The organism is Paraburkholderia sediminicola, from assembly GCF_046027355.1.
Taxonomy (GTDB): domain Bacteria; phylum Pseudomonadota; class Gammaproteobacteria; order Burkholderiales; family Burkholderiaceae; genus Paraburkholderia; species Paraburkholderia sediminicola_B.
This window is the reverse complement of record NZ_JAQQEK010000015.1, coordinates 84,392-103,886: the sequence shown is the minus strand read 5'-3', so window position 1 is coordinate 103,886 and position 19,495 is coordinate 84,392. Positions and strand designations below refer to the sequence as shown.

At 61.8% G+C, this 19,495-nt stretch carries 18 protein-coding genes; 12 read left to right on the top strand and 6 right to left on the bottom strand.

Translation table 11 applies throughout. The features are described from left to right. The first annotated feature begins 89 nt into the window (after positions 1-89). Together PQR42_RS24890 and PQR42_RS24885 are read left to right on the top strand one after the other, a co-directional pair. On the top strand, positions 90-1,481 hold the full coding sequence (locus PQR42_RS24890) for an aromatic ring-hydroxylating dioxygenase subunit alpha (protein WP_408493885.1): 1,392 nt from the start codon (positions 90-92) through the stop codon (positions 1,479-1,481). Between the two features lie 40 nt (positions 1,482-1,521). Beyond that, positions 1,522-2,088 carry a 3-phenylpropionate/cinnamic acid dioxygenase subunit beta gene (locus tag PQR42_RS24885; RefSeq protein ID WP_408387777.1) on the top strand — a complete coding sequence of 189 codons (567 nt, stop codon included), beginning with the start codon at positions 1,522-1,524 and terminating at the stop codon, positions 2,086-2,088. 86 nt (positions 2,089-2,174) lie between these two features. Here the strand turns inward: PQR42_RS24885 and PQR42_RS24880 are convergent, their stop codons facing one another. After that, the gene (locus PQR42_RS24880; protein WP_408493883.1) at positions 2,175-2,891 is read right to left on the bottom strand and encodes a DUF2889 domain-containing protein; all 717 of its coding nucleotides are present in this window, start codon (positions 2,889-2,891) and stop codon (positions 2,175-2,177) included. A 144-nt stretch (positions 2,892-3,035) separates the two neighbouring features. Between PQR42_RS24880 and PQR42_RS24875 the strand changes: the two genes are divergently transcribed. Further along, positions 3,036-3,836 (top strand): SDR family NAD(P)-dependent oxidoreductase, encoded by an 801-nt coding sequence (locus PQR42_RS24875; RefSeq protein ID WP_408387781.1) that lies wholly within the window; start codon positions 3,036-3,038, stop codon positions 3,834-3,836. A 99-nt stretch (positions 3,837-3,935) separates the two neighbouring features. Here the strand turns inward: PQR42_RS24875 and PQR42_RS24870 are convergent, their stop codons facing one another. After that, positions 3,936-5,585 (bottom strand): ATP-dependent acyl-CoA ligase, encoded by a 1,650-nt coding sequence (locus PQR42_RS24870; protein ID WP_408210505.1) that lies wholly within the window; start codon positions 5,583-5,585, stop codon positions 3,936-3,938. A gap of 140 nt (positions 5,586-5,725) precedes the next feature. Here PQR42_RS24870 and PQR42_RS24865 point away from each other — a divergent pair, with 140 nt between their 5' ends. The 5 genes from PQR42_RS24865 (at position 5,726) to PQR42_RS24845 (ending at position 10,902) form a co-directional block, all read left to right on the top strand. Further along, a complete protein-coding gene (locus tag PQR42_RS24865; protein WP_408210503.1) occupies positions 5,726-6,541 on the top strand; it encodes a TetR/AcrR family transcriptional regulator in 816 nt (271 codons plus the stop codon). Between the two features lie 335 nt (positions 6,542-6,876). Further along, positions 6,877-7,959 (top strand): amidohydrolase family protein, encoded by a 1,083-nt coding sequence (locus PQR42_RS24860; RefSeq protein ID WP_408210500.1) that lies wholly within the window; start codon positions 6,877-6,879, stop codon positions 7,957-7,959. Further along, entirely contained in the window at positions 7,956-8,813 is an 858-nt protein-coding gene (locus tag PQR42_RS24855; protein WP_408387783.1) for a fumarylacetoacetate hydrolase family protein, read from the top strand. Before PQR42_RS24860 ends, PQR42_RS24855 begins: the two co-directional genes overlap by 4 nt. Before the next feature lie 14 nt (positions 8,814-8,827). Further along, positions 8,828-9,730 (top strand): 3-hydroxyacyl-CoA dehydrogenase, encoded by a 903-nt coding sequence (locus PQR42_RS24850; protein ID WP_408210495.1) that lies wholly within the window; start codon positions 8,828-8,830, stop codon positions 9,728-9,730. Further along, on the top strand, positions 9,727-10,902 hold the full coding sequence (locus PQR42_RS24845; RefSeq protein WP_408210492.1) for a thiolase family protein: 1,176 nt from the start codon (positions 9,727-9,729) through the stop codon (positions 10,900-10,902). Before PQR42_RS24850 ends, PQR42_RS24845 begins: the two co-directional genes overlap by 4 nt. 125 nt (positions 10,903-11,027) lie before the next feature. Here PQR42_RS24845 and PQR42_RS24840 read toward each other — a convergent pair whose 3' ends face one another. The 4 genes from PQR42_RS24840 to PQR42_RS24825 all read right to left on the bottom strand — a co-directional run bounded on the left by PQR42_RS24840 (position 11,028) and on the right by PQR42_RS24825 (position 14,485). Then, entirely contained in the window at positions 11,028-11,573 is a 546-nt protein-coding gene (locus PQR42_RS24840; protein ID WP_408387785.1) for a glutathione peroxidase, read from the bottom strand. A gap of 97 nt (positions 11,574-11,670) precedes the next feature. Next, entirely contained in the window at positions 11,671-12,030 is a 360-nt protein-coding gene (locus tag PQR42_RS24835) for a nuclear transport factor 2 family protein (protein WP_408387787.1), read from the bottom strand. A 57-nt stretch (positions 12,031-12,087) separates the two neighbouring features. After that, positions 12,088-13,119 (bottom strand): hypothetical protein, encoded by a 1,032-nt coding sequence (locus PQR42_RS24830; RefSeq protein ID WP_408387789.1) that lies wholly within the window; start codon positions 13,117-13,119, stop codon positions 12,088-12,090. A gap of 79 nt (positions 13,120-13,198) precedes the next feature. Further along, a complete protein-coding gene (locus PQR42_RS24825; RefSeq protein WP_408387791.1) occupies positions 13,199-14,485 on the bottom strand; it encodes a cytochrome P450 in 1,287 nt (428 codons plus the stop codon). A gap of 230 nt (positions 14,486-14,715) precedes the next feature. On the opposite strand from PQR42_RS24825, the gene PQR42_RS24820 reads away from it, so the two are divergent. The 4 genes from PQR42_RS24820 to PQR42_RS24805 all read left to right on the top strand — a co-directional run bounded on the left by PQR42_RS24820 (position 14,716) and on the right by PQR42_RS24805 (position 19,486). Continuing rightward, positions 14,716-15,693, top strand: a complete 978-nt coding sequence (locus PQR42_RS24820) for an AraC family transcriptional regulator (RefSeq protein WP_408387793.1) — start codon at positions 14,716-14,718, stop codon at positions 15,691-15,693. Between the two features lie 126 nt (positions 15,694-15,819). Continuing rightward, on the top strand, positions 15,820-17,238 hold the full coding sequence (locus tag PQR42_RS24815) for a long-chain-fatty-acid--protein ligase (protein ID WP_408210475.1): 1,419 nt from the start codon (positions 15,820-15,822) through the stop codon (positions 17,236-17,238). A 7-nt stretch (positions 17,239-17,245) separates the two neighbouring features. Further along, complete coding sequence (locus PQR42_RS24810; RefSeq protein WP_408387795.1) at positions 17,246-18,700, top strand: acyl-CoA reductase; 1,455 nt, start codon at positions 17,246-17,248, stop codon at positions 18,698-18,700. A gap of 51 nt (positions 18,701-18,751) precedes the next feature. Further along, the gene (locus PQR42_RS24805) at positions 18,752-19,486 is read left to right on the top strand and encodes an SDR family oxidoreductase (protein WP_408387797.1); all 735 of its coding nucleotides are present in this window, start codon (positions 18,752-18,754) and stop codon (positions 19,484-19,486) included. Positions 19,487-19,495: the final 9 nt, after the last annotated feature.

Below are 19,495 nucleotides of genomic sequence, written 5' to 3'. Positions count from 1 at the left end.
CGGAGCAAAAACTCAAAATATGTACACAGATCGTAAAAGTGTTTATATTAACAATTCAACCCCACGAAGGGTAAGTCAAGGAGACAAGCATGTTGACGCAGACCAGTCCCACACTGGCGGACGGCACCAAGGTTGCTGATCTGGTGAACGTCGAAACGCGAGAGGTGCAAATGCGCACCCTCTCGGACCCCGAACTGTATGAACTGGAGATGGAGCGGATTTTCGGCAAGACGTGGCTGTTGCTCGGCCACGAAAGCGAAATTCCGAACTCCAGCGACTTCATGGTTCGCGACATGGGGTCGGACTCGGTGCTGGTCACGCGGGACAAGTCGGGCGAGATTCACGTCATGCTGAATGTCTGTCCACACCGCGGTATGCGCGTCTCCACGCTGGATGCCGGCAATACGCAAATCCATACCTGCATTTATCACGGCTGGGCGTTTCGTCCGAACGGCCAGTTTCTGGGCGCGCCGGTCGAGAAAGAATGCATGCACGGCAAGATTCGTACTAAAGACGAACTCTCGTTGAAAAAGGCGCGCATGACGCTGTACGGCGGCCTGATCTTCGCGACATGGAATCTGAACGGCCCCTCGTTCGAAGAATTTCTCGGCGACGCCAAGTGGTATTACGACATGCTGTTCAAACGCAGCGACAAGGGCATCGAAGTGCTCGGGCCGCCGCAGCGATTCATCGTGCGAGCCAACTGGAAGGCGGCAGGCGAGCAGTCGTCGGGCGACGGGTATCACACGCTGACCTTGCATCGCTGGCTCGGCGAAGTGGGCGCGTATTCGAAGAAAGACGAAAAAGGCGGCGATCTGAGCCCGGAGATGTACGGTGTCGAAATCAGTTCACCACATGGGCACGCGCTGCGTTGCATCGACCTCGGCCGCAAGATTCGCCGTCTCACCGGGCTCGATCCGGATCAGCTAACGGTCGAACAGAAACTCGACGTGCTGCCGCCCGCGGGCATGACAAAGGAAATGGTCAGCCAGCTCAAGCGCAATCTGAACGAAGGCCAATTGCAGGTACAGACCTCGATGCCGCCGCAAGTGGGCGGGATGTTCCCGAACGTGTTGTTCGGCTTCCTCTATATTCCGCAGGCCGACGGTTCGGTGATCGGCTCGATCACGCTGCACGCGTATATTCCGCGCGGGCCGGACAAGCTCGAGTTCGTGAACTGGATCTTTGCGGAGAAGGCCTGTCCGCCCGAGGTGCGCGAGCAGATGCTCAAGCAAACCATCCAGTTGTTCGGCACGTCGGGCATGGTCGAGCAGGACGACTCCGACACATGGCCGCACATGACGCTCGCCGCGAAGGGCGCGCAGGGCAAGAAACAGACGCTCAAGTATCAGGCGATCTATGAAACCGGTGCGCCGGCGGGCTGGCCGGGTCCGGGCATCGTCAACGAAGGCTTCACGAAGGACGACACGCAATGGCACTGGTGGCTGCACTGGCGCGAACTGATGACCTCGGAAAGCTGAGCGCCGCGCGCCAATCAAAGCCATTCAAGGAGACAGGGTGATGAGCGAAGTAAAAGAAGCTGTGGACCAGGCGGCAGCGCCGCAACGCGCTCGCGTGCCGCTCGGTTCAGCCGTATATAACGCGGTGGTCGAGTTTCTGTATGACGAGGCGGTGCTGCTCGACGAGATTCGTCTGGAAGAATGGGGCGCGACGCTCGCCACCGATCTCGTCTACGCGGCGCCGCTGCGGCAAACGCGGCCGTATGCGCAGCACGCGTCGTCGGTGATTCGGACGATGCAGCACTATCACGACAACTATCGCTCGATCATGGGCCGCATCATGCGTCTCACGGGCACCAAGAGCGCGTGGGCCGAAGACCCGCCGTCGCGCACGCGCCGGCTCGTGACCAACGTGCTGGTGTATGAGGGCGATGCGGCCGGCGAATATGTGGTGCGCAGCAATCTACTGATAACGCGCAGCCGTTTCAACTTCGATGAACTGGATCTGATCAGCGGCGAGCGTCATGACGTACTGCGCCGCAGCGGCGAGACGTTCAAACTGGCGCGCCGCGAGATCATTCTCGACCAGGCCGTGCTCGGCACACCGAATCTGGCGATCTTTCTCTAGTCGCCGTGGTTTCTTGAGGCTTCGCGAGCCAAGGAAGTTGCCCCCTGTTTCCGGGGGCTTTTTTATGGCCTGTGGCTTCTAGTGATTCATTCGTCGAAGGCTAGCCACGCCTTGTCGTCGGCGCACAGGTCGGCGGGGCGCGTTGCAAAGTCGAGCGTGGAACCGACGATACGAATCGCCTGTTCGGCTCGCACCGGCTGTTGTGCAAAACAGTTGCCGTTGGGGCGCGCATGCACCTGAGCGTCGAGATTCATGCCGCGCCCCTTGGCGATGCCCGTCGCGCGTCTGAGCACCAGTGCCGCCTCGGCCTCTTCACTCGGTAGCGTTGTCAGCGCCCAGCGCGCCATACCGTGATACAGATCGATGCCCGCATACGGCGGTGGACCCTGGATCACCGTGCCCAGAACATTCCATTCGAGTAACGAAACGCCGTCACGCGCGAGCGTCGAACGGGTGCGATCGTTTACCCGCATCGGCACCTCGATGTCGTATTGACGCCGTAGCGTACCGCGCGCAGCCGCGGCGATTGCCAGGCCGGAAAGTTCGAACAGATGGGTGCATTGTTCGCTGGCGTCCGTGATGCGCGTCACTTCGTGGGCCGTTTGTGCGAGTGCCATGCCGACCAGCGCCTGCAATCGTTCAGCCGCTTGCGCGCACAGTGTGTAGGGGCGGCGCGGCGATGCGGCCTCGATGGAACTCACCTGTCCATGCGCGCTCGCGACTTCGACACGGAAGTGATGAAAGTCGTCTTCGAGTGCCGCGCGCGTCACGCGCTGGGACGTCTCGGTGCGACTGCGGATCACGATGCGGCGCCTGAACATGAAGAAACCCTCGAAAACAGCGTAAAAACATCAACGAAGCCCCATTGCGGCCTGCAAAATACTGACACCTCAATTCTTAAAGTGTACGATATCGCAAATTATGTTCAACAAACAAGAGGCGTCGGCATGGCTTTGCTTAAGGAGAGGGTGAGTCTCGTCACAGGTGCCGGCGGCGGCATCGGCCGCGGCGTCGCGCGCGCATTTGCGCGGGAAGGCGCGGCCGTGGTGATCGCCGAGATCGACGAGCAGACCGGCTTGCAGGTCGAACGCGAAATCAAGGAACTCGGCGGTCGCGCGCTGTTCGTCAAGACCGACGTGACGAGCAAGGCTTCGATAGAGGCAGCCGTGCAGAGCACGGTGGCGCATTTCGGTAGCATCGACATTCTCGTGAACAATGCTTTCATTCCAACGCCCAACGTGCTGTTCGAAGACAAGACCGACGAGATGTTGCAGCAGACCCTGACATCTTCGCTGTGGGCCACCTGGTGGGCGATGCGGGCGGTGATGCCGTCTATGCGCGAGCGCCGCTGGGGCCGCATCGTCAACTTCTATTCGATCGATACCGAGACCGGCGCGTGGCTGCATGCCGATTACAATACCGCCAAGTCGGGCATCGTGGGGTTGACGCGTAGCGCGGCTTCGGAGTGGGGACGCTTCAATATCACCGTGAACGCGATCGCGCCGACCGCAATGGGGGCGACCTTCTTCAAGCTGGCCGAAGAGAATCCCGGCTTTGCCGAACGTTCGGCTGCGGCGCGCCCGCTTGGCCGCTGCGGCGATCCTGAAGAAGATATCGGACCGGCAGCGGTGTTTCTCGCGTCGGAGATGTCGCGCTTTATCACCGGCGAGACGCTGCACGTGGACGGTGGGCTGCATTTGCCGGGCTACAACTCGCGGCCGGCCAATGTGCCTGTGCGTGAGTACTGAACGATATAACGGGCACGCGGCCGAGTACTGGGCCGTACATAAAACGAAAGGGGCCCCGCGGGCCCCTTTACTGCTAATCGCCGGCGAAACAGAACACGATCAGCGTTTGGCCACCTTGATGTCGGTTGCCTCGATATCCCAGGTGGACGCCGTCTTGCCCTCATCGCGCAACTGGTACTTCAGAATGCGGCCTTGCGGGTTCTTCGGCAGCGTTGCGCGAAACTCGATGTAGCGCGGCAGGGCGTAATATGGAACGGCGTCGGTGGCCCAGTGGAACAGGGCTTCGGCGGTTAGCGCGGCACCCGGATTCAGAATGGCGGTGACTTTGACATCGTCCTCGCCTTTGTCCGATGGCACGGCATGGACCGCGACCTCGGCGATATCCGGGTGGCGCGCAAAGGCCGATTCCATCTCGAAGCTGGAAATATTTTCGCCACGGCGGCGCAAATAGTCTTTTTTGCGGTCTACGAAATAGAAGAATCCATCGTCGTCGAACTTGCCTATATCTCCGGTATGGAACCACATGTTGCGCATCAGCTTCAGCGTCTCCTCGGGACGGCGCCAGTAGCCCATGAACATGACGTCCGGTCGCAGCGGACGGCAGACGATTTCGCCCGGCGTATTGGCTGGCAGTTCGCGATCGAGATCGTCGACGATCCGCACGTCGAAGTCGGCAATGCGCTTGCCGGACGAACCGGGCGCCGCGTATTCGCCGCCCGGCAGCGAGGTGATCACGCACGCTTCGGTAAGACCGTAGCCGTTGCCGCCCACCTGTTTGGCGCCGAAGCGCTCGCGCCACACCTGCTTGTTTTCTTCGGTGAACGGATTGCCGCGGACCGTATGAATCTGCCCGAAGCAGCGCTTTGCCGCCTCGTGATCCGGCGCATTGGCGAGCAGGCCGCCCATGCCGCCGAGAATCGACGCGATGGTCGCGCCGCTGCGCTCCACTTCGGGCCAGAAATTGGACACCGAGAAACGCGGGATGATGGCCACGCGCGCGCCCACCAGAATATTCGACAGAATGCCCACCGCCAGCGCGTTCATGTGAAAGAGCGGCAGCGGCGTGATCGTTACGTCGTTGGCACTCGCGGGGCCGGCGCGCAATTGCAGGCGTGCCAGATTGCACATGAAGTTGTAGCTGATCATGCAGCCCTTGGACGGGCCGGTGGTGCCGGACGTATAGATCAGGCTGGCGAGGTCCCAAGGGTTCGGCTTGCGCTCGAACGGCGTGTCGTCATGGCCACGGTGGGCGTCGAGCGGCGCGAGCGGCAAAGGTCCGCAGGTGGAGGCCGTCACAGCCGCCGCGCTCGCCTCGGCACTGCGATACAGCACCTGTTTCACTTCGGACAATTGCGCCGCAACTGCAGCGACCCGCTCGAGATAGTCGGCTTCGCAGATCACGAGCGGCGCGCCGGCATCGGCGATCTGATGGCGCAGGAATTCGCCGCGCAATGCCGTATTGATTGGCACGCTGACCGCGCAGAGTTTGTTGACGGCGAGCCACGAGATCACGGCGTCGATATTGTTGTCGAGCATCGTGACGACGGTTTGCCCGGCCTGAATGCCGAGCGACGCCAGCGAATGGGCAAGGCGGGTGGAAAGACGATCGACGTCCGCATAGGTGTAGAGCGCGCCCGAAAAGTCGAGCAGAACCCGGTCCGGATGCGCCGCGACGGCGCGCTCGAGTGCGGCGATGACGGTGTCCTGTTCGCCGAGCGACCACGTCTCTGCTCTTCCCATACCAGCCATATCAACCTCTCCGAAAATGAACCGGGCATGAACCGGGCAGCTCGCCCTCAAATTCTAACCCCAGAATTGAATTCTAGTGTTTGTATTCCGATCCTGATCTGCGGGGAAACCCGCACACTTTTATAAAAACTGATCAACTTATGGCTAAACAGACCGCTTCACCGAAAACCGGCACGTCGAAAGTCGCTGTCAAACAACCGGCGAAGAAACGCGCCGTCGCCGAGAAGAGCAGCAAGAGCGCGGCGCAGGCCGTGGCGCCCGTGCCGAAAGCACGCAAGAGCCGGACGCCTGCCGTGCAAGCCGCGGCCGCAGCGACTTTGGCGCCGGCGGCCGGAGCCGTTGCAACGCCCGCTGCTCCGCGCCGCCGGCGCAGCAATCGCCGCTCCGAGCAGACCATCGACAACATCTTTGAAGCGACGGAAAAGGTCGTGCTGGAGTCGGGTGCGGACCGCATTTCGATTCTTGAAGTGTGCGAAACCGCGGGCGTGTCGCGCGGCACGTTCTACCGCTATTTCGCCTCGCAGGACGAATTGCTCGAAGCGTTTTCACGCCACAAGCGCGAGAACTTCCATAAGACGCTGGCTGAACTGCTGGTGCGCTACCAGGATCCGGACGAGCGCTTCGACGTGGTCATCAACTACCTGCAGGACTACCTCGATGCGGGCAATTCGCGGCGCATGCTGCTGGTTGCACCGGAGTTCGCGCTGCGTTTCTTCAAGCGCATCTTTCACGACGCCGTGGTGCGCTTCCAGGACTTGCTGGCGCCGGTATTCGACGCCTGGGACGAACGCCTGGGCGTGAAACTCGACCGCGAACTGATTTGCGATTTGCTGATCCGGTTCGTCATGAGCGAACACCTGGTGTCGAACGAATCCGAACGTGGCGCGATGCAACGCCGTATCGGGCGTCTCATCGATTCGATCCGCTTTGGCGGCGTAACGCGCGCGCGCCGGTGAGCGTCTGGTGTTCACGAATCCGCTCGCGCGCACGCCGCCGCCTCGGCAACGGTCTTGCGGCCGGTCTCATGGCCGCAGCCAGCGCGTTGTGATGCGGGATCGCAAGTGGTCGGCCGTAGCGAAAGGCAAACCGAAGACAGGCAATGAAGAACCAGAAGCGCCCGAGAGGAGGTCGCGTAAACGTTAATTTGAACACATTTGCATTAAGTGACTAATATTGGCATGATGGCGAACAGTCTGATCTGCTTCGCGCATCTGGCTTTCGTACGTCCGGGTGTCGGTGAACTGCAGACAGGTCAATCCCACATCTGCGCCGTCGAGCGCCAGGAGACGTCATGCTCATCGACCTACACGCCCACGCTCCCCACCCGGGCTACTACAACCAGCATCCCCATTGGGGCCCGTTCTTCGAACAGCATGAGGACGGAGACGTCAAGCTGCGGGTCGGCGACTGGATCCTGACACTGGGCTCGCCGGAGCGCAAAGCAGCGGTGCGTTCAGGCAAAGGACTGAAGCTCGACGAGTACTTCGCGCGCTGGGCCAATCCGAACGTTCGCCTCGCCGGCATGGATGCCGCCGGCCAGAATGCTCAAGTAGTCTCCGTGCCTTCGCATTGCTACATGTACTGGGCGGAAGCGGACTTTTCGGTGCGCTACGCGAAGAAGGTCAACGACACGCTCGCCGAATACTGTTCCGCCGCGCCCGATCGTCTGATGTTCTGGGCGCATGCGCCGTTGAATGTGCCGGACGAGGCCGCAAAGGAAATCCGCCGTGCGTGCGGCGAACTCGGTGCGAAGGGGCTCGTGGCCGGTGGCGCCAATTTCGGCGGCCTCGAATTCGATTCGCCGGAACTCGATCCGGTCTGGCAGGCGCTGTGCGATCTCGACCTGCCGATGTTCATCCACGGCTACAACCAGTCGGTCACGTGGGGCAAGAAGGCGAACGAGGACCGCTACGAGACCACGGCGATCGTCGGCATGCAGTACGACGAAACGCGCTGCTTCTGGAATCTGGTCTGCGGCGGCGTTTTCGACCGCTTCCCGGATCTCAAGGTGTACATCACGCACGGTGGCGGCTATGTGCCGTATCAGCTCGGCCGCCTCGCTCAGTGCAATACCAATCTCGACTTCGCGCACAACAAAAAGCCGGTGCTCGAGTATCTGAAGAACTTCTATTTCGACGTCGAGTTGCATGAAGTGCCGATGCGCCAGGCGCTGATCGACATCATCGGCGCAGACCGGATTCTGTATGGCAGCAACTTCGGCGGTAGCGATGCGGTGCGTCACGATCTGACCGACGGTTTGCGTTTGTCGGATGAAGACCTGCAAAAGATCCGCTGGCAGAACGCCTGCAAGCTGCTGCATCTCGACCCGTCGAAAATCGGCGTGCCTGCGCCCAAGCAGGCGGTGAGCGCATGAAGCTCGCGCGCTGCACGGACGGTGGCGCGCCGTTCTGGGCCGTGGTGGATACGGAGCGTGGCGAAGCGACCCCGATCGCCGGGGCGTTCGCAGAATGGGCGCCCGCGCTCACGGCGAGACCGGAGAACGGTTCGGACGCCCTCAAGCTCGCAGGCGAGCCGCGCAAGCTGGCTGAGTTGCGCCTGCTGCCACCCATTGAGCGCGGCAACCGCGTGGTCGTCGCCGGCGCCAACTATGCGAAGCATCTGAACGCCGACTTCGGCATGAAGAGCCACAGTCAGCCGGTTGCGTTCCTGAAAGCGTACGGCGCGCTGATCGGCGCGCACGATCCGATTCGTTATCCGCCGCTCACCATGGAACTGGACCATGAAGTCGAACTGGTTGCCGTGATCGGCGCGCAGCGGGTGGATCGAAACGATCCACTCACTAGCGTGCTGGGTTACACGGTGGGCAACGACGTTAGCGCGCGCGATCTGCAACGCAGCGGGCCACCGGGCGTCGGGATGGATCTGTTCGCCGCGAAAAGCCAGGATCGTTCGACGGGACTCGGCCCCTGGATCGTCACGCGCGACGAATTCGCATCCGGCAGTCCGGCGTTGCGAATGACTCTGAAAGTGAACGGCGATACGCGGCAGGACGCATCGTCGGGAGAGATGACCTGGGACGTGGCGGCGCTGGTGCGTTTCGTCGACGAACGCTCGAGCTTCGAAGCGGGGGACGTGTTGTTCACTGGCTCGCCGGAGGGCACAGGCCAGGGCACTGGCCGTTTCCTGAATCCCGGCGACGTGGTGGAAGCCTTGATCGAAGGCATCGGCGCCTTGCGTAATGTCGTATCGGCAAAAGAATCAGCGTGAAGGGAGACAGCGGCATGACTCTGAGAAACAACAAGGTGGTGGTGGTCGGTGCGGGACTGATGGGCACGGGCATCGCGCATGCGTTCGCGAGCTCGGGATTTCACACGGCGCTAGTCGACACGGATGAAAATGCCTTGGAACGAGCCCATAAGGGCATTGGCAAGATTCTCGATGACGGTGTGCGCCTAGGCAAATTCCAGGTCACGGCGGCCGATGCCGCGAAGGCGCGGCTTGCGATCAAAACCGATCTCGCCGCAGCGGCGAATGGCGCGCATCTCCTGATCGAAACCGTGTCGGAGAAACTCGCGGTCAAGCAGGCGGTGGTCGCGCATGCGGCAGACGTGATGGCCGACAGCGCGCTGTTCGCGACCAACACGTCGGCGCTCAGCGTGACCGAGATCGCCACCGCGGTGGCGCATCCCGAACGCGTGATCGGCATGCATTTCTTCAACCCCGTGCACAAGATGAAGCTGGTCGAACTGGTGCGCGGCCTCGCCACGAGCGACGAAACCGTCGCGCTGACTCGCGAGTATTCGGACGCGATCGGCAAGACCTCGATCATCGTCAACGAATCGCCTGGTTTGACGACGAGCCGCATGTCGGCGCTTGCCGGCAACGAAGCAATGTGGATGCTGCAGGAAGGTGCGGCCAGCGCGGAGGATATCGACACGGCGCTGCGCCTCGGCTTCAATCATCCCATGGGGCCGCTGGAACTCGGCGACCTCACCGGCTGGGACACGCGCCTGTCGGTGCTGAGGTATCTCCATCAGACGCTCGGCGACAAGTTTCGCCCGTGTCCGTTGATCATCAAGATGGTGGCCGCCGGGCGCCTCGGCCGTAAGACCGGTCACGGCGTGTATCGCTACGAAGACGGGCAGCGGGTGCCCGGGTCGGGTCTGAAGGGGAGTTCGTTATGAGCAGCGATGTCGTGATCGTCGGTGCGGTGCGCACGCCGATCGGCAAGTTTCGCGGCTCGCTCGCCAGTGTGCGTGCCGATCATCTTGGCGCGCATGTGATCGATGAACTGGTCAAACGTGTCGGACTCGCACCGGATGTCGTGAACGACGTGATCTTCGGTTGCGTCACGCAGATCGGCGAGCAGTCGGCCAATATCGCGCGCACGTCTTTGCTCGGCGCGGGTTGGCCGGACAGCATTCCCGGTCTCACGATCGACCGAAAATGCGGCTCGGGCGAAGAAGCGGTGCACGTTGCCGCCGGCCTGATTGCATTCGGTGCGGCCGACGTGGTGGTGGCCGGCGGTGCGGAAAACATGAGCCGCGTGCCGATGGGCAGCAATCGCGATCTGCATGGCGAAGCGTTCGGCTGGATGGCAAGCGAAAGGTACGAGCTGACGAGCCAGGGCGAGGCCGCCGAGCGTCTGTGCGACGAGTGGGAACTTGGACGCGAACAACTCGATGCATTCGCGGTTGAGAGCCACCGGCGTGCGGCGGCCGCGGCGGCGGAAGGCTGGTTTACGCGCGAGATCGTCCCAGTGCCGGTGCAGCGTCTGCGCGAGAAATCGCTGGAAGGTGATGCACCGCTTTTCTCCGCGGATGAAACAATCCGTCCCGGCACGCATACCGAGAAACTCGCCACGCTGAAGACCAGTTTTCGCAGCGAAGGGCGTCTGACAGCGGGCAATTCATCGCAGATTTCGGATGGCGCTTCGGCGGTGCTGCTGATGTCCGCCGCCAAAGCCAAAGCATTAGGCGTGAAAGCGCGGGCACGTGTGCGAGCGGTCGCCACCGTCGGCGCCGATCCGACGCTGATGCTCACAGGCCCGATCGCCGCAACGCGACAAGTGCTGGCGAAAGCAGGCCTTGGCATCGACGATATCGATCTGTTCGAAGTCAACGAAGCATTCGCTTCGGTGCCGCTCGTGTGGATGAGAGAACTCGGCGTGCCGCATTCAAAGCTGAACGTGAACGGCGGGGCGATCGCGCTCGGGCATCCGTTGGGCGCGAGCGGGGCGCGCATCATGACCTCGATGCTGCACGAACTGGAACGGCGTGGCGCGCGCTATGGCTTGCAGGCGATCTGCTGCGCGGGTGGTCTCGGAACGGCGACGATTATCGAGCGGCTGGACTGAATCGCGGGCCGGCCTGTCGAGAATGATGCTGGAAAACAAACGGCGCGCTATAAACAGCGCGCCGTTTTTTCACGCGGCAGAAGCAGGTGACCGAAATCAGCGAGTGAAATCAGCCAGCCTCATACTTACTTCGCGAGTTCCGCATCGATTGTCGCCACGAGGCGCGGATCGTCCGCGGCCACATCCGGCGCAAAACGCGCGACCACATCGCCGTTACGGTTCAGCAGAAACTTTTCAAAATTCCACAGTACTTCGACCGGATCACCCGACTCGATGCCATAGCCTTTCAGACGCTCACGAAACGGACCATCGCCGATTGCCGACGGCTGCGCGCCTGTTAGTGCCGCATACAACGGATGCTTGTCTTCGCCCGTCACCGAGATCTTCGAGAACAGCGGGAAGTGCACGTCGTAGCTGGTCGAGCAGAACGATTTGATTTCTTCGTCCGAGCCGGGCTCCTGGCCCTTGAAGTTGTTGGCCGGAAAGCCCAGCACTTCAAGCCCGGCTGCGCGTTTGTCCTGATAGAGGCTTTCCAGCCCCGTGTACTGCGGCGTTAGCCCGCATTTCGACGCTACATTGACGACCAGCAGCACTTTGCCGCGATACTGCGCGAGGTTGGCGGGTGCGCCGTCGATAGTATTAACGGGAATGTCGTAGATCGGTGTGCTCATTGCGAGTCCTCTGGTTGCAGACAGATGAAAAAACTCTGACTTGCACTGTACGTGATTCTGCTCGATCTCGTGCGGCGTGCCTTCGTGCGAGTGCAGGTTACTGTTTGATGAAGTAGCGCACGAATAACTGGCCGGCCGTGAAGCGAAAGAGTTCGACCGTTTCGATCGCGCGCTCGGTGCCGACCACGACGTTGCGCACGTAGCAGGCAGCTTCGTTGCCGTTAATGATCTTCGCTACCGGCTCGGCGCGGATATTCGCCCGCTGGTTCTCCCACATATGCTCGAGGACGGCCCAACCGTCTTGCGGCGGCCGGCCGATATATTCGATCGTGAGCCCTGCCGGTGCGACGCGGCGGTAAGCATCGAAGAATGCGGCTTTGTTGCCGGCATTCCAGTGCTCGGTCTGGTCGTGGAGGAAGGCCGCGATGGATTCGGTCGTTTCGTGAGTAGTGGACATGGTCATCTGTTCTGGAGGGAACGCGCCCTCATGGTTCAAGGATGCGTTCGGAACACGTCAGAGATCCGCACCGCGCACATTGCGCGCCGTGCCGTTGCGTCGATCGGATTCGCCCCAGCCGAGCCAGCGGTCCGGCTCGCGCGTATCGCCGACGCGACGCCAGCGGCCCTCCTGCTGCGCCGTAATGGGAAAGCCGCCGACGAAGTCGATCATCTCGCCCTTCGGACAAGGCAGATATTCCCATTCTTCACGCCCGTCGAGCACGATACGCGCGCTGTCCACAAAGTAGCTGCCGTCCTTGTGCGTGACGCTGCCTTCGATATCGGTGGTGGTGCGGATTTCGCCCTCGTGGTTCTGGAAAATCGCATAGCCGAGGTTGTCGTGACCGACCATGAAGGAGCCTGCATCCCACGTGCCGTCTTTATAGACGGTCGCGAACGACCACCAGATCACATGCATCTTGTTGTTGACGACCAGATCCTTCTTGAAGTGGATCGCACCTCCTTCGGCCATATATGCCTGGTCGAAACACATCAGGCCTTTGACCTTGCGGCCGTCGCAGGTGCCGGCGATATCGTAGATCTGCGAGACGTAGAATGTGCCCCATTCGGAGCCCGGCAGATACCACTGCATGCCCTGGCCCAACAGCGGACCGCTCAGATCGAACAAACCGTCCTCTTTCCAGCTCAGACGTTCGGCGGATGCCGTCAGTCGCCACGCCGCGCCTGGTTCGCCTTCCAGGCTCGACCAGCACGCGGTATCGCCTTCGAGCCAGCGCTTCGGGAATAGCGTCATCGCGCGCGGTTCGATACGCGACTTGTCGATCCGTAAATGCTTGCCGTCCACCTGCGTCGACAGGTAGATGAATTTGGTCGGGTTCGGCGTGCTGCCGGGTTCGTTGACGGCGCGCACGAACGCGTAGATTTCGCCGCTTTCATCACGCACGCAACCGAACGGCATGCCCTTGGTCAGTTGCAGTCCGTAGAAGCCGCGCAGGTCGTGCATTGCGCGGCCACTCACTTTATGCGGTGCGACCAGTGTCTGAAATGTGAAATCGCCGCGCTCGGGAACGGTGTCGAAGTGCTTCATGGTTTATTCGAGAGAATTCGTGCTGTAAGGACGCGCAAGGTGCAAACGCGCCGGTATGAACGCGGTATCAGATCCAGAATCAGTCCCAGACGACCGGCACGGACTTCGCACCACGCAACTGGGCGCCGGCAATTTTCGGTGCCGGTTTGCTCGGGTCGAGCCGTACATTCGGGAACAGATCGAGAATCGCGTTCACCGCGCATTGCAATTCCACTTTGGCGACAAACTGCCCGATGCACATATGCGTGCCGAAACCGAAGCCGAAAGAAGGCTTGGGCTTGCGGTCGATATCGAAGGTGTCGGGGTTGTCGAATGCATCTTCGTCGCGGTTCGCGGAAATAACCATGCATTGCACCAGTGCGCCTTTCGCCACCTTCACGCCGCCGATCTCGACGTCGCGCGCCGCTTGTCGCACCTTGAAGGTCGCGACCGGTTCGAAGCGCACGGCTTCGTCGATCAAACGCGGGATCAACATGCGATCGTTGCGTACGCGCTCGACCAGTTCAGGACGCTCGAGCAGCAGCGTCATGACCGAGCTGAAGGTGCGCGTGGTGGTCTCGCCGGCTGCGGGCAGCAGCGAGCGCACGAAGGTGGTCACCTCGTGGTCGTCGAGCATGTGGCCTTCATACTCCGCACGCATCAAGCGGCTGATCAGGTCGTCGCCATGGGCGCCTTCGGCGCGGCGTTGCACCACCACTTCTTTCACCGCGTCGTAGAGATGCTTGACAGCGGCGCCCGCGAGCGGCCCATAGATCTTGATCTTCTCCGGGTCGATCTGATTGCCCGCCACCATCGAAAGCGCCCACGTGGCGTATTGATTGAAGCGCGCGGTGTCGTCGGTAGGGAAACCCATTAACGCGTACATCTCGCGAATCGGAAAGTACAGGCCGAAGTCCATCAGTTCGGCCTGCTTGTTCGGCACCAACGGCTCAAGGAAGTCTTGCCGTATCACGCGGTCGAGCTCGGGCCGCCAGCGGTTCACTGTTTCCGGCATGAAGACGGGCTGTAGCAGGCCGCGTGCGCGACGGTGCGCGTCGCCGTCCATCGCCAGCACGATCAGCCCGTCGAAGAACGCACCGAGACCCTCGGCGATGAAGCCGCTGGTGAAGGTAGTGGCATCGCGCATGACTGCCATCACGTCCTGATACTTGAAAAGCGTCACTGCGCATTGCGCGGCTTTGGCGCCCGCGTTGGTCGGCACGCCGAGGCGGGTGGCGACGAAATCTCCCGGCATCACAGGCTGCGTATGGCGCATTTCGCGGCACAGCGCCTGCAAATCGAGGTCAGGGCCGCGGAAAGTGTCGGAGACGGCGTGATAGGCCGCCTCCAGATCGAGCGTGAAGCCTTCCTGCGTGGGTGCGTTCATGTGTCTCCTCATGGGTCTGTTCGGTCCGGCTGCACGATCGGACTTTGCGATGTGAGCGGACGCGATATCCGTGTTGTCGTGCAGCTTAGCGAGCAACGGCTGTGCTGTCCGCTGGCTTCGTTTGACGCGCTGTCAAACTCGAAGGGATACGGGTTGGTCGCTATTGGCGTCCCGGCGGAAAGCGGCTTATATAGACACATTATCTGTAAATGTTCATGTCGAGGACGCAAATGTCGCACGTTCAGACGGCGAACCCAAACGTCTCCGACCTCTACACGGTGGCCGGCAGCGGCCGTCTGGTGCGGCGCGAACGGATGGCGCCCTCGCATTTATCGGTGGATGCGCATCTGACGACGCCCTCGGTGGAGGTCAACGTGCGCACCTTCACGCTCGCCCACTCGCTCGACGCCGTATTCCGTCCGTCGCTGGGCTACCTTGATCTGTCGCTCGATGCACGCGAGCGCGGCGCATGCGGTGCATTTCGTGGCGCCGCCGGGCAGACAGCATTCGGCCGCCTCGGCGAGAGCGTGCTCGTGCCGGCCGGTCAGACCTTTCATGTGCGTTGCGATCCGATGCAACGGCGCGTGGTGTGCTGCATGTTCGAGCCCGCGCGCTTCGATCAGCTACGCGACTGGCAGTGGGACGCTGCCCGGCTCGAACGGTGCCGTGATTTAAGGGTGCCCCAGGTGCGAGACGCGATGCTGCAACTGGCCGCCGAGGCGCTCAGTCCGGGCTTCGCCAGCGCGGCGCTCGCGGAAAGTCTGTTGATGTCGATGCTCGTGCAGATCGCGCGGCACGTTCGCGGCGCCGATCCGCGTGGCAACGAAGGCGAGGGGAGCAAGCTCGCGCCGTGGCAGTTACGCCTGATACGCGAGCGCGTCGAGAGCGCGTACGGACCGTCACCGGGTGTGATCGAGCTGGCGCAGGCATGCCGTATCAGCGCGCGGCACCTGTCGCGCACTTTCAGGAACAGCACCGGCATGACATTGAGCGCTTTCATTGCCGACGCGCGCATCCGCCAGGCCAAAGCACGGCTGGCCGATGCCGACGTGCTGGTGAAAACGGTCGCGTATGAATGCGGCTTTGCTAATGCAGCGGCATTCGGCGCGGCGTTTCGCAAGCTCACCGGGCGCACGCCGCGCGCCTACCGGCTCGATATGTTGGGCTTACAAACGGCGCCGGAGCACGACATGTCCGTTCAACGATAGTTTGACCGCGCAGCGCGACAACTGGCGGTTCTGTTCGGCGGCTCGTTTTCATAGCATTCATGACACGCACCGCGAACCTTTGCCGCGAGCGGTCCGAATAGTGCAAACAGTCCGAACGGAGACACCATGTCCACGCTGTACCAGCAGCTCCTTGCCGACCCCGCCGCGCTCGTCACCGCCTGCTATGACGACGCCTTCCGCTTCACCCCGCAACAGATCCTCGACGTCCAGCTAAGCGGCGCACGCCGGCGCTTCGGCGAAATGCGCGCGAAGATTCCGGTACTCGATCGTCTCGCCGCCGAACAGGGCATCGAGACGATCGAGAGTATCGACGACGTCGCGCCGTTGCTGTTCGCGCACACGGTGTACAAGTCGTACCCGCTGTCGTATCTCGAACGCGGCCAGTTCGACAAACTCACGCGCTGGCTCAACGGTTTGACCACGGAAGATCTGAGCCACGTCGACGCATCGGGCATCAAACTGATCGACGACTGGATCGATCTGCTCGACGCGCAAACGAATCTGCGCGTGTTCCATACCTCGGGCACCACGGGCAAGCTGTCTTTTCTACCGCGCACTGATTGCGAGTGGCGCCAGAACATCACGCTATCGGCGAGCCGCATTCGCGACTGGCGCGGTCCGGGCACCGGTCCCGACCTGATCGCCAACCCGCGCCCGTTGATTGCGCCGACTTATCGCAAGGGGGCAAGCGCGGCGGCTCGCGGCAGCGGTTATCAGGTCGAGATGTACGCGGGCGGCGAGCACAACGCATTGTTCATGTATCCCGACGCGCGTTTTTCCGCGGATGTCGCCTCGCTATCGGGCCGTCTCGCGGCAGCCGAGGCACAAGGAGAACTCGGCTCGCTGCACATCTCCGAGGCGTTGCTGGCCAAACGCGACGAACTCGTGCGAGTAGAGCGCGAACGTCCGGAGCAGTTGCGCAAGTTCTTCGCCGAAGCGATCAGCCGATTTGCCGGCTGCGACGTCTACATGGGCGCGGTCTGGACGATCCTGTACGACACCGCCGCCGAAGGTCTCGCCCGAGGCGCCCGTCAGGTATTCGGCAATGGCAGCGTCCTCCACACGGGCGGCGGCAAGAAAGGCAAGAACATGCCTGATAACTGGCGCGAGCAACTGGTCGAGTTTCTCGGCTTCGATAATTTCTACGAGTTTTACGGCTGCAGCGAACAGATGGGTTTTTGCATGCGCTGCGAGGAAGGCCACTATCACGTACCGCCTACCACCATCGCATTCCTGCTCGATCCGGCGACCGGCAAACCGCTACCTCGCAAAGACGGCTTGACGGGGCGTTTCGCTTCACTCGATCTGCTGCCAAGCACGTACTGGGCGGGCCTCGTAACCGGCGACGAAATCACGCTGCATGGTTACGAGAAACCCTGCAAGTGTGGCCGTGGCGGCCCCTATCTGCTGGCCGCGATTCGCCGCTATAGCGAGAAGGAAGGCGGCGACGACAAGGTGATCTGCGCCGGCGCACCGGCGGCGCACGATGAAGCACTGAACTTCCTCACCGAACTTTCGGAGTAAGCCGCCCATGAGCACTTCCTACAACGTGCCGCTGATCATTCGCGGCAAGCTCATCGAAGGCGACGAGCTGACATTCGGCGGCCGACGCGGCGGCGTTTCATTCACGGCGCCGGACATAACGCGTCACGTCGACGAACTCACGTTGCGCGCGCCATCGCAGATGGCCGATTTGTACACGCTGAGTCTCGAACAGATCGTCGACTATCTGGTCGAACTCGGCCAGCACCTCAATTTCGCCGATAACCGTCACTTGCAACAGGCCTTCGAATTGTCGTGCGCCACTTCGGGTCTGTCGGAAAGCATTTTGCGTTTTCACTACACGCGCACGCCACGCCTCTTTCAACGGGACGAGTTGTACAACATCGTCGCGCGTTCGGTCGGCGCCGAGTATCTGGAAGGCTGGGTCGAGCAACCGGGCAGTCTGCCGGGCGTGACCGCGCGCACGCGTGCATTCGGCGCACGCTGCGTTCATGTGATAGCGGGCAATGCGCCGGTCGTCGCGGTCCTGACGCTGATTCGCAATGCACTCACGCGCTCCGACGCGATCATCAAGGCGCCGTCGAACGATCCGCTGACCTCGATGGCCCTGGCCCGTACGATGATCGACATGGCGCCGGACCATCCGTTGACGAAGCATCTGAGCGTCGCTTACTGGAAGGGCGGCGATGAAACGGTGGAGCGGCATATCTACGATCCTCGCAAAGTCGAGAAGCTGATTGCATGGGGCGGCTTCGATTCCGTCAAGCACATCACGCGCTATCTGCAGCCGGGCCTCGATCTGATTACGCTGGATCCGAAACTGAGCGGCACGATCATCGGCCACGAAGCCTTCGCCGATGAGCCGACGCTCACGAGCGTAGCGCGGCGCCTCGCACTCGACATCGGCGCGCAGAACCAGGAGGCCTGCGTAAGCGCGCGCGTGATCTACGTGCAGTCGGGCACCGATGAAGCCGGCCTCGCGCGGTGCGCCAGGCTCGCCGAACTGACGTTCGCGGCACTGCAGGCGTTGCCTGAAAATCTCTCCACGCCTCACAAGGCATTCGATCCGCAACTGAAGGAAGAACTCGACGGCATCCGCATGATCGGCGACGACTACACGGTCTTCGGCGGCAGAAGCAATGAGGGCGCGTTGATCGTTTCGCACGACGGCGCGCCCGTCAGCTTTTCGCGCATCCTCGGTTGCCGCGTGGGCAATCTGGTGCCGATCGATGAGATCGACACGGCGGTGCGCTCAGTCAACGCCTATACGCAGACTATCGGCATTTTTCCAGAAGCACTCAAACACACGTTGCGCGACCGGCTCGCGTATCAGGGCGCGCAGCGGCTGGTGTCGCTCGGTGCGGCGGCCACCTTGCAGCACAACCTCGATCGGCAGGACGCGATCGAACCGATTCGCCGCACCGTGAAATGGGTCACTGAAGAGACGGCCGATCCGGTGCTGGTGGAATCGCTGGCGGGTTAGCGCGGTTGGGGCGCCTTTCAACAATCAACCTTAAAAGAAGGGATGTAGCGTATGAATTCGCTTGAAGGAAAGGTGATCATGATTACCGGCGCGAGCAGCGGCATCGGCGAAGCGACGGCCAAACGGCTCGCGCAGCAGGGCGCCAAACTCGTGCTGGCCGCACGGCGCGCGGACAGGCTGAAGCATCTGGCGGAGCAACTCGGCGGCGAGGCCAACGTGCTGTGGGCCGCTACCGATGTCACGCAACCAGCCGAGCTGCAACAACTCGCGCAGAAGGCGCGGGAGCGCTTCGGCCGCGTCGACGTGCTGGTCAACAATGCCGGCATCATGCCGGTATCGATGATCGCGCAAGGCTGCGTGGATGACTGGAACCGCATGATCGACGTGAACATCAAGGGCGTGCTGTATGGCATCCACGCGGTGCTCGGCGGCATGCTCGAACAGGGCACGGGACACGTGATCAATATTTCGTCGGTTGCGGGACTCACCGTGGGGCCGGGCGGCGCGGTTTATTCGGCCACGAAATTCGCGGTGCGCGCGATCAGCGAGGGCTTGCGTCAGGAATGCGCGGGCAAGGTGCGCGTGACCTCCATCTGCCCAGGTCTCGTTGCGAGCGAACTCACCGACAGCATCACGGTGCCGGCTTTCCGCGAGCGCGCCCAGAAACTGTTCGAGGGCGCGATGTCGCCGGACGTGATTGCCGACGCTATTGTCTATGCGATTACGCAACCGGAGCAGGTTGCGGTCAACGAGATCGTCGTGCGTCCGCTCTCGCAAAGTTTCTGAAGCAGAGAA